Annotated in this window: 14 protein-coding genes; 9 read left to right on the top strand and 5 right to left on the bottom strand. The window is 67.0% G+C overall.

The genetic code is table 11. The features are described 5' to 3' along the window. Positions 1-108: 108 nt before the first annotated feature. The 9 genes from F0357_RS19115 to F0357_RS19075 all read left to right on the top strand — a co-directional run bounded on the left by F0357_RS19115 (position 109) and on the right by F0357_RS19075 (position 9,244). Positions 109-1,131 carry a LacI family DNA-binding transcriptional regulator gene (locus F0357_RS19115; protein ID WP_312861735.1) on the top strand — a complete coding sequence of 341 codons (1,023 nt, stop codon included), beginning with the start codon at positions 109-111 and terminating at the stop codon, positions 1,129-1,131. Positions 1,132-1,339: 208 nt separating this feature from the next. Beyond that, a complete protein-coding gene (locus F0357_RS19110) occupies positions 1,340-2,353 on the top strand; it encodes an SIS domain-containing protein (RefSeq protein ID WP_153487831.1) in 1,014 nt (337 codons plus the stop codon). 28 nt (positions 2,354-2,381) lie between these two features. Beyond that, a complete protein-coding gene (locus tag F0357_RS19105) occupies positions 2,382-3,704 on the top strand; it encodes an ABC transporter substrate-binding protein (protein WP_312861734.1) in 1,323 nt (440 codons plus the stop codon). Between the two features lie 31 nt (positions 3,705-3,735). Further along, a complete protein-coding gene (locus F0357_RS19100; RefSeq protein ID WP_153487818.1) occupies positions 3,736-4,689 on the top strand; it encodes a carbohydrate ABC transporter permease in 954 nt (317 codons plus the stop codon). Next, positions 4,686-5,546, top strand: coding sequence for a carbohydrate ABC transporter permease (locus tag F0357_RS19095; protein ID WP_312861733.1), 861 nt, complete (start codon positions 4,686-4,688; stop codon positions 5,544-5,546). Before F0357_RS19100 ends, F0357_RS19095 begins: the two co-directional genes overlap by 4 nt. A 41-nt stretch (positions 5,547-5,587) precedes the next feature. Then, a complete protein-coding gene (locus F0357_RS19090) occupies positions 5,588-5,809 on the top strand; it encodes a hypothetical protein (RefSeq protein WP_153487812.1) in 222 nt (73 codons plus the stop codon). Between the two features lie 17 nt (positions 5,810-5,826). Then, complete coding sequence (locus F0357_RS19085) at positions 5,827-6,675, top strand: PfkB family carbohydrate kinase (RefSeq protein WP_153487804.1); 849 nt, start codon at positions 5,827-5,829, stop codon at positions 6,673-6,675. Between the two features lie 10 nt (positions 6,676-6,685). Then, entirely contained in the window at positions 6,686-8,104 is a 1,419-nt protein-coding gene (locus F0357_RS19080) for an NAD(P)/FAD-dependent oxidoreductase (RefSeq protein ID WP_153487797.1), read from the top strand. A 45-nt stretch (positions 8,105-8,149) separates the two neighbouring features. Beyond that, positions 8,150-9,244, top strand: coding sequence for an ABC transporter ATP-binding protein (locus tag F0357_RS19075; RefSeq protein ID WP_153487789.1), 1,095 nt, complete (start codon positions 8,150-8,152; stop codon positions 9,242-9,244). Between the two features lie 9 nt (positions 9,245-9,253). On the opposite strand, the gene F0357_RS19070 is transcribed toward F0357_RS19075, so the two are convergent. The 5 genes from F0357_RS19070 to F0357_RS19050 form a co-directional block, all read right to left on the bottom strand. Further along, on the bottom strand, positions 9,254-10,903 hold the full coding sequence (locus tag F0357_RS19070) for a GMC family oxidoreductase (RefSeq protein ID WP_153487771.1): 1,650 nt from the start codon (positions 10,901-10,903) through the stop codon (positions 9,254-9,256). Beyond that, entirely contained in the window at positions 10,900-11,769 is an 870-nt protein-coding gene (locus F0357_RS19065; RefSeq protein ID WP_246161765.1) for an ABC transporter permease, read from the bottom strand. The genes F0357_RS19070 and F0357_RS19065 overlap by 4 nt, the downstream gene beginning before the upstream one ends. A 3-nt stretch (positions 11,770-11,772) precedes the next feature. Next, positions 11,773-12,675, bottom strand: a complete 903-nt coding sequence (locus F0357_RS19060) for an ABC transporter permease (RefSeq protein WP_153487763.1) — start codon at positions 12,673-12,675, stop codon at positions 11,773-11,775. Further along, a complete protein-coding gene (locus F0357_RS19055; RefSeq protein WP_153487756.1) occupies positions 12,672-13,778 on the bottom strand; it encodes an ABC transporter ATP-binding protein in 1,107 nt (368 codons plus the stop codon). The genes F0357_RS19060 and F0357_RS19055 overlap by 4 nt, the downstream gene beginning before the upstream one ends. Positions 13,779-13,889: 111 nt before the next feature. After that, positions 13,890-14,960 (bottom strand): extracellular solute-binding protein, encoded by a 1,071-nt coding sequence (locus F0357_RS19050; protein ID WP_153487749.1) that lies wholly within the window; start codon positions 14,958-14,960, stop codon positions 13,890-13,892. Positions 14,961-14,974: the final 14 nt, after the last annotated feature.

The following is a 14,974-nucleotide window of genomic DNA, read 5'->3' as shown; positions in this document are numbered from 1 at the left end:
GGTCATGCCTTGGCAGCGGGCGCGCTCGCCGATATGGAGCAGGGGCTCCGTCGAACCTGAGCGCGGCCCTCCCGCCGGCGCGTCGGCGCGGGCGCGGAGACGGGGCGCGTGAAACAGAAAGGCATAACCCTCAAGGACGTCGCCCTCGCGGCCAATGTCTCGCGCGCGACCGCGGCGAGAGCCTTGAGCAGCTATGGTTATGTCGGCGACGAGACCGCCTTGCGCGTCCAGCAGGCGGCGGATCGCCTCGGCTACCGCGCGAACCGCGTCGCCAAGGCGCTGCGCAGCGGGCAATTGCCGATCGTCGGTTTCGTGCCGGGCGACATCCAGAACCCCTTCTTCGCCCATATCGCCCACGATCTCGAGGTCGAACTGCGCAAGGAGGGGCGCAATCTCCTGATCGCGAGCAGCGAGGAAGACGTCGCGCAGGAGAAGGAAGTGCTTGAGAGCCTGCGCTCGCTCGGCCTGCGCGGCTTCATCCTCGCACCCGCCTCGTCGAGCGACACCCGCCACATCGCCAAGATGGTGCGCGAGGGCATGGCCTGCGTGCTGATCGACCGCGTCGCCGAGGGCGTGCGCTGCGACAGCGTCATCGTCGACAACAAGGCGGGCGCTCACGAGGCGATCTCCTATCTCGTGGCGAACGGCCACCGGCGTATCGGCTTCCTGACCGAGGGCTCGCAGATCTTCACCGCCCAAGAGCGCCACGCCGGCTATCTGATGGCGCTCGCAGATCACGGCATCGCCCCGGACGAAAGCCTGATCGCCCTGTCGCGCTCCGCCGTAGAGCACGCGATCGACGCGACCATCCGCCTGTTCAGTCAGCGCGACCGGCCGACCGCCCTGTTCACGGTCGACAGCCTGATGACGCAAGGGGCCCTCCTCGGCCTGCGCTCGATGGGTATCAGCATTCCCCACGACGTCTCGCTGATCGGGTTCGACGATTTCGATCTCGCGACCTTCACCGATCCGCAGATCACGGTCGTCGCCCAGCCGATCGCCGACATCGGCCCGCTCGCGGCGCGCCTGCTCGTCGAACGGCTCGACGGCCTCAGCGAATCCCCGCGCCAGACCCGCTTCCCGACGCGTCTCATCGTCCGCGGTTCGGTCTCGCGTCCCCGCGCGCGCTGACGCGTCCTTCGCCGCCGCCATTTTCTTCGCATCGATTTTCTTGAGACGGCTCGCTTGCCAGCGCGCGCGTTCTATGCACTAATCCCCCTGTGAGAACGATCTCACATTGAGTCTCACCAATGAAACCGGCGCGACCAGCGTGTCGTGCAACGCACTCTTTTGCGTGAGTGCGAATGTCTATGCATATCTGCGCACAAGGAACGACGTGATGCTGAATTTCGACCAGGACCGCTTTGTCCGTATTCAGAGCGGTGCCGTCTCGATAGCCACCGAAATCAAGCCCTTGATGAGCAGACTCCTTGATGAAGGTCTCGAGCGTCTGTTCTTCATGGGGACCGGCGGCGTACAATTCCTCACCCTGCCGGCGGTCGAACTGGCCCAGCGCTCGTCCACCTTCCCCGTCGCGGCGTCCTATCCGGCCCAGGTCATCATCGAGCCGCCCGCCGGCCTCGGTCCCAAGGCTCTCGTGGTGACGCCCTCGCTGTCCGGCACCACCAAGGAGAGCGTCGAGCTTCTCGGCTTCCTGAAGGCGCGGGGCGTGCGCACGCTCTCCCTCACCGGCCACCGCGATACGCCGCTCGGCCGCGACGCCGACTTCACCTTCACCAATTTCGCCGAAGACGACACGTCTTCGGAATCGTTCTACCTGCAGACCCTGATCATCGTGCTGTCGCTGCTGTCGGCGCGCGGCGAGTTCGACGATTTCGACGCCGTCGTGGACGAGTTGAAGCTGCTGCCGAAGCTGCTCGTCGGTGTGAAGGAAGCGTTCGAGGACACCGCGGCCACGCTCGCCGCGACGATCAAGGACGAGACCTATCACATCTTCACCGGCGCCGGATCGGTGTGGCCCGAGGCGCATTATTACGGGATGTGCATCCTCGAAGAGATGCAGTGGATCCGCACCCGCCCGGTCCACGCGGCGGACTTCTTTCACGGCACGCTGGAACTCGTCGAGCCCGGCGTCTCGGTGTTCGTCTTCAAGGGCGAAGATCCCTATCGCCGCCTGTCCGAGCGCGTAGAGAATTTCGCCCGCCGCTATACCGACAAGGTCCGTGTCCTCGATGCGGCCGACGCCTCGCTGCCGGGAATTTCGCCGCGCGTCCGCGCGCTGATCTCGCCGATTATCCTCGCAACCAGGCTGGAACGCCTCAACGCCCACCTCGAAGTGCTGCGCAATCACCCGCTGACGACCCGCCGTTATTACAAGCGCGTCGAATATTGATCGACCCACCCACCGGAAGGAGCTGCTCGTGAAACGTTCATCGCTTGTCGTGGCGCTCGCCACAGCATCCGTGCTCGCCCTGTCGACCGCCCCCGGCCTCGCCCGGGATGCGGTGGTGGCCGACCCCGATGCGAAGGTCGATTATAACGGCACGCTGTCGGTCCTGACCAAATTCGGCCTGCAGCAGCTTTCACCTTATTTCGTCAATGTGGCGAAGGCTTACGAGGCGCTCCATCCCGGTGTGAAGATTGAACTCATCCAGGAGAGCGACGACAGCATCAAGGGCAAAACCAAGACGCTGGTCGCCTCCAACTCGCTTCCCGACGTCTATTTCTCCTGGACGGGAAGCTGGGGCGAGAACTTCGTCCGCGGCCACCGCGCCGTGGACCTCTCCAAGGTCATCGGCCCCGACACGCCGTGGGGCAAGACGATCAGCCCCGCCGCGGTCAAGGCCTTCGAATACAACGGCAAGCTCTACGGCATCCCGCTTTATCTCGATGCGAAATTCATGGGATATAGCAAGCCGCTCTTCGACAAGGCCGGGATTGCCGTGCCGAAGACGTTCGAGGAGCTTCTGGCGAGCTGCGACGCGCTGAAGAAGTCCGGCACGACCGCGATCGCCCTCGGCAACAAGGAAGCCTGGCCGGCGCTCCATTATATCGGGCAGCTCGTCGCCTATAACGTGCCGACGGCGACGCTCGAGCGCGATTTCGATCCGGCCAAGGCGACGTTCGACGACCCGGGCTACGTCGCCGCGCTCGACCAGTTCAAGCAGCTCGCCGATCGCTGCACCGACGGCGCCGCGGTAAACGGCACATCCTACGCATCCGCCCTGCAGAGCCTCAGCAACGGCGATTCGGCGATGTATTATCAGGAGATCATCGAATTCGATCAGTCGGCCGCGGCCGACACCAAGCTCAAGCGCGACGAGTTCGGCTTCTTCCGCCTCCCGCCGCCGGCGGGCGCGAAGGGCGACGTCAAGGCGATCGAGGGCGCGCCGGAAGGCTACATGATCAGCGCCGCCTCGCGGAACATCCCGCTCGCGATCGATTTCATGAAGTTCGTGACGTCGCCCGCGAATGCCAAGGTGCTCTCCGCGCCCCCCTACGGCCAGCCGAGCGCGACCATCGGCGGTGCCTCGCCGAGCGACATGAACCCGGCGGTCGTCGAAGGCCTCAAGGACATCGCCGAGGCCGATTATCTCATGCCGTGGCTCGATACGGCGAACACCCCGCGCGTGGCGGCGGCTTGGCTCTCCAGCATCCAGGCGCTGCTCGGCGGCACCATGACCGCGGATCAGGTCATGGCCTCGGTGAAGAAGGCTTCGGCCGCCGACGCAAAGCGCAAGTGAGCGCGATCGCGGTACGAGACGGATCTGTCGCATGGCACGTACCGAGAACTTGACCGGCATCGGCTCCCCCTTCGCGGGGAGCCGACCGACCAAAGCCCACGCCGTGGCGGTCCATCGTTGGTTCTCCGCCCGCTGGGTGCTGATCGCCGTCGTGCTGGTCGCCTGGTTCGTCTATTGCCCGATCGTCGACAACTTCATCGTCAGCACGACCTACGAGGACATCTACAGCGGCGAGACGGAGTTCGTCGGGCTCGACAATTATGCCCGGCTGCTCGACGACCCCGTGGTGTGGACCGCCCTCGGGAACAACGTCCTCTACGCGGTGATCTCGATATTATTCCAGGTGTTCGCCGCCTTCGTTCTGGCGGCGATCGTCGAGGGGCTGGAGAGCGACCGGCTGCGGCGGTTCTGGCGCGCCGTCTATTTCATCCCGTCGGCGATCTCGATCACCGTGACGGGACTTCTGTTCTATTTCGTCTATCAGCCGCGGACCGGTCTCTTGGACGCGTTCCTGTCCGCGGTCGGCCTCGGCAATCTCAGCCTGCCCTGGCTCGGCAGCGAGCAGACGGCGATCTATGCGGTCATCGCTATGAGCCAGTGGCAGGGGTTCGGCTATTCCGCCCTCCTGTTCGGCCTCGCCATCCAGAAGATCCCGCGCGAGCTCTACGACGCCGCGATCATGGACGGCGCCGGGCCGCTCCGCCGTCTCTTCGCGATCACCTTTCCGATGACGCGCGAGATGACCGGCCTGATGGTCATCGTGACCATCACCGGCGCCTTCCAGGTCTTCAACGAAATCATGGTGATGACCGCGGGCGGCCCGAACAATGCGAGCCAAGTGCTCGGCACGTGGCTCTATCAGCAAGGCTTCATCCAGAACGACTTCGGCTACGGCGCGGCCATCGCGGCGGTGATCTTCGTCGTCACCCTCGCGGCCGGCCTCGCCCAGCTCTGGTACACGCGGCGACGGAGGGTAGAGCTGTGAGCCACGCCTTGGACTCTCATCCGGCCGGCGAAATCAACGTCGTCGCAGTCATCGGCAAGACGTTCGTCCATGCGCTGCTCGTGTGCATCGGGATCGTGGTGCTCTATCCGCTGGTCTGGATGGCGCTGAACGGCTTCAAGGACAATGCGCTGATCTTCGGCAACCCGTTCGCGTTGCCGAGCCGCTGGAACTGGAACAACTATGTCCAGGCCTGGAATCAGGGCGTCCGCAATTATGTCGCGGTGAGCCTGATCGTGACGGTGGCTTCGGGCCTCTGCACGGTCCTGATCAGTGCCTGGACGGCCTACGGCCTGACGCGGTCGCGAATGCCGGGCAAGCCCTTGGTCGTCGGCTTCGTGCTGGGCGGCCTGATGCTGAGCCCCACGGTGGCGCTGATCCCGCTCGTGAAGATGATGCAGGCGATGGGGCTCTACAACACCTATTGGGCCCTGATCATTCTCTACACGGCGTTCCGCGTGCCGTTCACGACCTTCCTCATCCGCGCCTACATGCTCGATCTGCCGCGCGACCTCGACGAGGCCGCGACCATGGACGGCGCTTCGGAAGGCCAGATCTTCTGGCGCATCATGCTGCCGCTGTGCCGGCCGGTGATCGTCTCCTGCGTCATCCTGCACGTGCTGTTCGCCTGGAACGAATATCTGTTCGCCATGATCTTCACGAGCGGTGCCGACATGCAGACGTTGCCGGTCGGCCTGACCTCGATCATGGCCAAGCACGGCACGAACTACGCGATCGTCTTCGCGGCGATGACCATCTCGGCCCTGCCGATCGTCGCCATCTTCTTCGCCGCGCAGCGTTATTTCATCCGCGGCCTCGCCGAGGGCATGGGCAAATAGCCCATCGCCGCCGCGTGTCCCCGTCCGGTTCAGGAGCCGTCATGCCGCAGCTCGCCTTCCGTCAGCCGATCGGAGCCAATTTCGGCTGTCACCCGGTCCACGTGGTTGAAGGTCGGCCCAACGGCCACCTCGCCTGGGGGGCCGGCGCGCTGTCGTTCCAGCGCCTCGGCGACGGCGCTCATGGGCTCGATCCGGTCGCCGCGCGGCAACGGAACATCGACGCCAGCGGCCCGCATCTTCACCGCGAGGGCGGCGTGCAATGACCGATCGGATCAAACGGATGGGTGCGGCAAAGCTGGTGGCGGTCGGCGACAATTGCCTCGACGCCTTTCTCAACCGGGATCTGCTGACGGTCGGCGGCAACGCGCTCAACGTCGCCGTGCAGTGGCATCGCGCGGGCTGGAACGCGCGCTATTTCGGCGCGGTGGGCGACGATCGCGAGGGCGACATCCTCCTCGCCGAGATCGCCGCGGCCGGCCTTGATCCGCGCGACGTCGAGCGCCGGCCGGGCGACACCGCCGTGACGCTCCTGCGCGACAATGACGGCGACCGGACCTTCCTCCTCGAGGCGTTCGGCATCGGCGCCCATTATGAACCCTCACCAGAGCGCTATGCGGCGGTCCGAGAGGCCGATTGGGTGCACCTCGGCACCAATGCGAGTCCTGCGCTCGTGCAGCGCCTCATCGGCGACGGCGTGCGGTTCAGCATCGACCTCTCGACCAGCCCGTTCGCCTTCCCGATCGCCGGCACGCCGCTCGTCTTCGCCTCCGGAGGCGATCCGGGCGAGGCCCCGCCGGAGCGTCTCCTCGCGGCCCTGCGTGAAGCGGGGGCCGAGCGGGCGGTGGTCACCTGCGGCGCGGCCGGCGCCTATTATGACGACGGGCACGCCATCCGCCATGTCGCGGCCGAACCGGTCGAGGTCGTCGACACCTGCGGGGCCGGCGACAGCTTCATCGCCGTCTTCGTCGCGGCGCTTGAGATCGAACGTCTTCCCCCGGACGAGGCGCTGGCGAAGGCGGCGCACGCCGCCTCGCAGACCTGCACCTATCTCGGCGGCTTCCCGCAGACGCCTCGCCCCGTCCCCGATTGGTTGCCGGTCAAGTACGCCGCCGCCATCACCGCAGAATGAGGAGGCCGCCATGGCGGAGATCCGCTTGCGCCAACCTGCCGCCGCCGCGCCGGCCGAGCGTTCGTTCTGGCTGCAGGACATCGGGGCGGGTCCTGTGACGGCGCCGCTCCAGGGCGATCTGAAGGTCGACGTTGCCATCGTGGGCGGCGGCTACACCGGGCTTTGGACGGCCCTGCGGCTGCGCGATGCCGCGCCGAACTTGCAGATCGCCGTTCTCGAGGCGGACTTCTGCGGATCGGGCGCCTCAGGCCGCAACGGCGGGCAGGTCCATAGTTGGTATGCCGAGCTCGACCAGATCGCCGCCGTGGTCGGGCTCGACGAGGCGCGTCGGCTCTGCGCGGCGAGTGTCGACGCCATCGCGGAGCTCGCCGACCTCCAGCGCAGCGGCACCATCGACATGGACCTGCGCCTCAACGGCTGGATGTGGACGGCGAGCTCCCGTGCCCAGGAAGGCGCCTGGGCGAAGGCCGAAGCGCTCACCGCCGAGACGGGCGCGGGACGCTTCCGCCCCTTGTCGGCGGACGAGATCGCCCGGCGCACGGGCTCGTCCGCGTCCTATATGGGCATCGTCGAGGATCAGGCCGGCACGGTGCATCCGGCCAAGCTCGCCCGCGGCCTGCGCGATCTCGCCCTCGCGCGCGGCATCGTCGTCCACGAGCGGAGCCCGGTCCTCAAGGTCGTCCCGGGCGATCCCGCGACGCTTCACACCGCCTCGGGCTCGCTCACGGCCTCGAAGGTGGCCCTCGCCGCCAACGCCTGGCTCTCCGCCCTCCCCGAACTCCGCCGCTATCTCTATGTGGTCGACAGCGTGATCGTCGCCACCGCCCCGATCCCCGAACGGCTCGACAGTCTCGGCTGGGAGGAGGGCATTTCGATCTGCGATTCCCAAAAGCAGGTGCTCTATTATCAGCGTGCCTTGTCGGGCCGGGTCGTGTTCGGCCGCGGCAGCGGCAACGTCGCCTTCCGCGGCGATTTCGGCGCCGATTTCAACCGCAGCCCGACCCGAGGCCGCGACAACATCCGCGAGCTGAAACGCGTCTATCCGAGCCTCGCCGACGTGCCGATCGCGTTCGATTGGTCAGGCCCGATCGATTGCGTGGCAGAGCACATCCCGGTCTTCGATCGTCTCGAGACGCACCCCAACATCGTCTTCGGGATGGGCTTCAACGGCACCGGGATCGCCCAGGCCCCGATCGCCGGCCGCATCCTGGCGAGCTTGATGCTCGGGCGGGACGACCGCTGGGGAACGTGCGGTCTCGTCGGACTGAAGGGCCGCACACGGCTGCCGCCGGAGCCTTTCCGCTATGTCGGCGCCAAGCTGGTGCGCAAGGCCATTCGGACCCGGAACGACGCGGAGATCCGCAACGAAGAAGCGCCGGCCTGGACCCGGCACGTCTCCCGCCTCATGCCCGGCGGCAGCGAACACTGACGCGATGGCATGGCCGATCCCCTTCCCGCATGCCGGAGCCACCGCATGGCCGAGCTGACCCTTCGACAGATCCGCAAGACCTACGGCGCTATGGAGGTCCTGCACGGCATCGATCTCGACATCGCCTCGGGCGAGCTCGTGGTGTTCGTCGGTCCGTCGGGCTGCGGGAAATCGACGCTTCTACGCTGCATCGCCGGGCTCGAGACGATCTCCGCAGGCGACATGCGCATCGACGGCGACCTGATGAACCACGTCCCGCCCTCGCGGCGCGGCATCGCCATGGTGTTCCAGTCCTACGCGCTCTATCCGCATATGAGCGTCTACGACAACATGGCGTTCAGCCTGAAGATAGCCGGCGCGAAGAAGGCCGAGATCGACCGGCAGGTGCGGCAGGCGGCCGAGCGGCTGCAACTGACACCCTATCTCGACCGCGTGCCGAAAGCCCTGTCGGGCGGCCAGCGCCAGCGGGTCGCGATCGGACGGGCGATCGTCCGCAACCCGAAGGTCTTTCTGTTCGACGAGCCGCTCTCGAACCTCGACGCCGCCTTGCGCGTCGCAACCCGCATCGAGATCGCCAAGCTCAAGGCCTCGATGCCCGACACCACGATGATCTACGTCACCCACGATCAGGTCGAGGCGATGACCCTCGCCGATCGGATCGTCGTCCTGAAGGACGGCCACATCGAGCAGGTCGGGTCCCCGGTCGAGCTCTACCGCCGCCCGGCCAATCTCTTCGTGGCGCAGTTCATCGGCTCGCCAGCGATGAACATCCTGCCGGCGACGATCCTGCACAACGGTTCGCAGATCGCCGTACGTCCTGCGGCGGGCGGTGCAGTCGAAATGCCGTTTCCGAATGCGGCCGTGTCGGAGGGTTCGGCCGTCAGCCTCGGCGTTCGGCCCGAGGATCTCTCCATCGCGTCAGAGGGAGAGCCGCTCATCGAGGGCCGCGTCGATCTCATCGAGCAACTCGGCGAGGTGCAGCTCGTCTATCTCGACATCGGCCGCGATCAACCGTTGATCGCAAAGCTCCCGGGCAACCGGGACGTCGCCCGCGGCACACTCCTGCGCCTGTCCGCTCCTGCCGACCACCTGCACCTGTTCGATGCGGAGGGCTTGTCGCTCCGGCGCACCGCGGCGTGACCGGCCGCCTCACCCGGCCGCGGCGTCTTCCAGGATGAAGGTCGCGCCGCGTTCGCCGACCATCATGGCGGGGGCGTTGGTGTTGCCGGAGGTGACCAGCGGGAAGACCGAGGCGTCGACCACGCGCAGGCCGTCGAGGCCGTGGACCCTGAGCCGCGCGTCGACGACGGCCGCGCGCGCATCCGGCCCCATGCGGCACGAGCCGCAGGGGTGGAACACGGAATAGGCGCGGGCGCGGATGTCGGCGAGCATCGCCGCATCGTCCTCACACTCGGAGCCGGGCTTGATCTCCTCGGCGATCAACGCCGCCATGGCCGGCGTCGCCGCGATCCGCCTCAGGATGCGGACGCCGGCGAGGGCGATGCGGCGGTCCTCCTCGGTGTCGAGATAGCGGGCGCGGATTTCCGGCGCGACGCGCGGATCGGGCGAGCGCAGGGCGATCTCGCCACGGCTCGTCGGGTTGCACGGCGAGATGCTCATGGAGAAGCCCGAGAAGGCGTCGGGCTTCATCAGGGCGCGCACGCCGGGCAGCGCCCGCTCGTAGGAGAGCGGAGAGAAATAGAGCTGGATGTCCGGTGCCGCGACCTCGGGCGCCGAGCGCACGAAGCCGCCGCCCTGGTTGACGCTGAGCGAGAGCGGCCCACCGCGGGTCAGCAGGTAGCGCAGGCCGACGCGCACCTTGCCCGCGAGCGGTAGGAGGTCGTCGTTGAGGCTCGGCCGCCGCGACCGGTAGACGTGGTCGTGGCAGAGATGATCCTGGAGATGGGCGCCGACGGCCGGCAGATCGTGCCGCACGGCGAGGCCGAGCCCGCGTAACGCCGATCCGGGCCCGATGCCGGAGAGTTGCAGGAGCTGCGGCGTGTTGATCGCGCCGCCGCACAGGATCACCTCCCGGCGCGCCCGCGCCGCGATCGTGGCGCCGCTCCGCTCGAAGGTGATGCCGACGGCGCGCCGGCCCTCGAGATCGATCCGGGTGACGAGCGCATCGGTCTCGATCCTGAGTGCCCTGCTGCGCGCGGCGGGCCTGAGCCAGGCCCGGGCCGCCGAGACGCGAAAGCCGCCGCGGGTGTTGATCTGGTAATAGCCTATGCCTTCGATCGTCTCGCCGTTGAGATCCGGGTTGAAGCGGTATCCGGCCTCCTTGCCCGCCGCGACGAAGACGTGGGAGAGCGGGTGGACGTTGTCGCGGATGTCGGTGACGGCGAGCGGCCCGCCGGCCCCGTGCCAGCGGCTCTCCCCGAGCGCGTGGTCCTCGATGCGGCGGTAGGCGGCGAGCACCTCCGGCCAGCCCCAGCCGGGATTGCCCATCGCCGCCCAGGCCTCGAAATCGCTCGCCTGGCCACGCGAATAGACCATGGCGTTGATCGAGCTCGAGCCGCCGATGACCTTGCCGCGGGGCTGATAGATCACCCGCCCGTCGAGACCCGGCACCGGCTCGGTGCGGTACATCCAATTGACACGGGGATTGTAGAACGACATCCCGTAGCCGATCGGAAGGTGGATCCAGGGCGAGGTGTCCCGCGGTCCGGCCTCGATCAGGAGGACGCGGTAGCGCCCCGATTGCGCGAGCCGGCCGGCGACGACGCATCCGGCGGAACCGGCCCCGACGACGATGTAATCCGCCTCCAGCGCGGCCGTGGAGGAGCCACCCGCGCTCATTCCGCCCCCTTCGCGCCGCGGCGCTGGGCCATCACGGAGATGAGCCCGAGGAGCCCCGACCCGAGCATCAGAAACAGCGAGACGGCATCGAGCACCGGCGTGGAGCCCTGCTTCATGCGGTCGAACATGGTGATGGTGAGCGGCGCGTCGGAGCCGACCAGCATCAGGGTCGTGTTGAAGTTCTCGAACGACATCAGGAACGCGACGAGGGACGAGCCGATCAGGGCCGGTGAGAGATAAGGCAGCGTGACCGTGAGGATCGCGCTCAGCGGCGTCGCGCCGAGATTGAGGGCGGCCTCCTCCAGGGAGCGGTCGAACTTGCGCAGCCGCGACGAGATCACCAGCGTGGCGATCGTCGCAATGAAGGAGAACTGGCCGAGGGCGACGAGGAGAAGACCGGGCCGCAAGGCGCTGAGTTCGATGCCGAAGGCGTCGTCGGCCGCGTTCGCGATCGAGGACGAAAAGGCGAGGATGGAGATGCCCAGGATGACGCCGGGGATCACCAGCGGCGCCAGCATCAGCATGTAGGCCACGCCCTTGAAGCGGAACTCGTAGCGCTCGAACAGGAAGGCGGTCGTTGTGCCGACGAAGACGGAGGCCGCCGTGGTGACGACCGCGACCATCAGCGAATTGAGGAGCCCGCGCAGGATCGCGGTGTCGTAGAAGAGGCCGATCTTAGGCGCGGTCGTGCCGAAGAACCAATCGAGGGTGAAGCCCTTCCACGGCAGCGATGGATAGAGGGAATCATTGAAGGCAAACGCCGCGACGACGACGAGCGGGATCGCGAGATAGAGGAAGAACAGCGCGACATAGGCGCGGTAGGCGATCGTGAGGGTGCGCGGCGCGGGGATCGACGGCAGCATCATGGCTCAGCCCTTCCCGACCGTGCCGGACAAGGTCTGCCCGGTCACCCTGAGCCCGAGCCAGACGAGCAGGCTCGACGTCAAGAGCAGCACGAAGCCGAAGGCCGAACCGGATTCCCAGTTAAAGCGCGTGATGAACTGGGAATAGATCTGCGCGGTGAACCATTGGCTGTTCTTGCCGCCGAGCAGCGTCGGGGTGAGATAATTGCCGAGATTGAGCATGAAGACGATGATCGAGCCGGCGACGATGCCGGGCTTGGCATGGGGCACGATGATCTCACGGAGCACCGCGAAGCCGTTGCCGCCCAGATCGTAGCCGGCCTCGACCAGGGCGTCGTCCAGGCTGTCGAGGGTCGAGATCAGCGGCACGACCATGAACAGCATCGACGTGTAGATGAGGCCGACCATCACGGCGACGTCGTTGTAGAGGAACTCGACCGGGCCATCGACCAGGCCGAGCCATTGCAGCAGGCGCGACAGAAGCCCGGTCTCGCGCAGGATCAGCATCCAGCCGAACACGCGGACGAGCTCGCTCACCCAGAACGGCAGGAGGCAGCTCACGAACAGGGCGGTGCGGGCGCGGCCGCGGGCGATCTTCGCGATGTAATAGGCGACGGGGAAGCCGATCACGAGCGTCGCGGCGGTGGCGATCAGCGACATCACAACGGTGCGCACCAGCGTCAGCACATAGACGCGCTCGCCGAACAGGTCGGCATAGTTGCCGACGCCGGTCACGTAGTGGCGCGGCCCGATCTTCTCCTGGAGAGAGAGGAACAGGAGATTGAGCTGCGGCACCAGGATCACGAGCGCGATCCACAAGGCGAACGGCGCGAAGACGAGCAGGAACGAGAGGCGGCGTGCCGCAGCCTGCCCGTCGACCGCAACCGTTTGGGCGGGACCGGCGCTCATGGCGCCTCGCGATCGGCCGAGAAGGCGAGCGTCGCCGCGGCCGCGAAACGGAGTTCGACCGCCGCCCCTTCGCCGAGACGAGCGTTCGCCGGCGTCTGGGGCAGTGCCGCCGCGACGAGATCGCCGCGGGCGAGGCGGATGATGGCGCGGCTGTTGGCACCGTTGAAGAGCAGGCTTTCGAGGGTTCCGCCGAAGACGTTCAAGGCCGGGCCGTCGCCCGCCGGTGCGCCCGCGGCCCGCACCTCGATCGCCTCGGGGCGGACGAACACGGCGACTTTGTCGCCCTCGGCGAGGGGCTGCGCAGCGGCGGCCTCCAGCACGAGGCCGGTCTCGGTCTCGACCCGCAGGCTGTCGCCGGAGCGACCGGTGACGCGGCCACCCCAGCGGTGGCTGTCGCCGACGAAGCCCGCCACGAACGGCGTCGTCGGGCGATAATAGAGGTCTTCCGGCGTACCGACCTGCTCGAACCGGCCGCGGTTCATCACCGCTACCTGATCCGACATCACGAGCGCCTCGGATTGGTCGTGGGTGATGTAGACGAAGGTGGTGCCGAACTGGTGCTGGAGCTGTTTCAGCTCGACCTTCATGTGCTCGCGCAGCTTCAGATCGAGCGCGCCGAGCGGCTCGTCGAGCAGAAGGACGGTCGGTTCGAGCACCATGCAGCGGGCGATCGCGACGCGCTGCTTCTGCCCTCCGGAAAGCTGGTCGATGCGCTTTCCGGCCGCGTCGGGAAGGCCGATCCGCTCGAGCACCGCGCCGACCCGGCGGGTGATCTCGGCGCGCGCCATGCCACGCCGGCGCAGGCCGTAGCCGATATTGTCGGCGACGTTCATCATCGGGAACAGGGCGAGGTGCTGGAACACCATGTTCGCCGGCCGCCGGTTCGGCGGAACGCCGTGCATCGAGCGGCCGCCGATGAGGATCTCGCCCGACGTCGGCTCGGCGAAGCCCGCGATCATCCGCATCAGGCTCGTCTTGCCGCATCCCGAGGGGCCGAGGATGGAGAAGAAGGACCCCTTCGGCACCGCGAGCGACACGCCGGCGACCGCCAGGAACGGCCCGTAGGATTTCACGAGCTCGCGGCACTCAAGATCGTTCGCCATGGGCGTTCCGAAACCCTGTTCACTCATGTTGCCGTTCGTCGGTGCGAACGGCCGTCCCGGATCGGTGGGCGGTGGCCGGCGCGCAAGGCACCGGCCGCCACCTCGTCTTGCTCAATCGCCCGCGGCGACCTTGTCGAGGACCTTGCCTTCCATCTCCTCGAGGCCCGCCGGCACCGCCGGGAACCAGCGGATCTTGGCGATGACCTCGGGCGGGAACGCCTCCTGGAACGCCTTGCTCAGCTTCGGCGACACCAGCTTGTCGGAGCCCTTGGAGGCCGAGAAGCTGCCCGCGGCATCGACGATCATCGCCGCGATCTCGGGCTGCATGACGAAGTTGATCCACTTATAGGCGGCTTCGTCGTTCTTGCCCTTCGCCGGCAGGGCGAAGGTGTCGATCCAGCCGAGCGCGCCGACCGAGGGGGCGACGAAGTTGATGTCGGGGTTCTCCGCATTGAGCTTGAAGCCGGTCGAATCCCACGCCTCGGAGGCGATCACCTCGCCCGAGCGCATCATGTTGAGGAGATCGTCCGACCCGGTCCAATAGGCCTTCACGTTCGCCTTGCATTCGGCGAGCTTGGCGCCGGCGGCGTCGATGATCTCCTGATATTTCGCCTTGTCGCCATAGGCCGCGAACGGATCGTAGCCGAGGGCGAAGGCCATGCCGAGGAGGGCCGGCCGCTTCAGGCGCATCGACACGCGGCCCTTGTATTCGGGCTTGCAGAGATCGAGGAAGCTCTTGATATCCGGCGCCTTCTTGCGATCTACCACGAGGCCGGAGGTGCCCCAGAGATGGGCGACGCCGTAGACCTGGCCGTCGATCGCGGTGTTCTTCTTGGTGGCCTCGAGGAGCTCGGGAATGAACAGCTCGGTCTTGATCTTGGAGAGGTCGATCGGCTTGTAGATGCCAAAATCGGTCTGCGGCCCGAGGATGCGGTCCTGGCTCGGCTGGGCGAGGTCGAAGCCGGCGCCGCCGGTCGCCCGCAGCTTCGAGATCATGTCCTCGTTGTTCGAGATGGTGACCTCGACGTCGATCCCCGTCGCTTCCTTGAACTTCTTGATCACCGCCTCGGGCGCGTAATCGCCCCAGGTGAGCAGGCGGAGCGTTTCCGCCTGGGCCGGCACGGCGGTCGTCAGCATCACCGATGCGAGGAGACCGACGATCAATCCTTTTACGTCGCGCATGTTCACCCTCCGTC

This window comes from Segnochrobactrum spirostomi (assembly GCF_009600605.1).
Classification (GTDB): domain Bacteria; phylum Pseudomonadota; class Alphaproteobacteria; order Rhizobiales; family Segnochrobactraceae; genus Segnochrobactrum; species Segnochrobactrum spirostomi.
The sequence above is the reverse complement of the archived record's forward strand: the minus strand, read 5'-3'. Positions and strand labels throughout refer to the sequence as shown.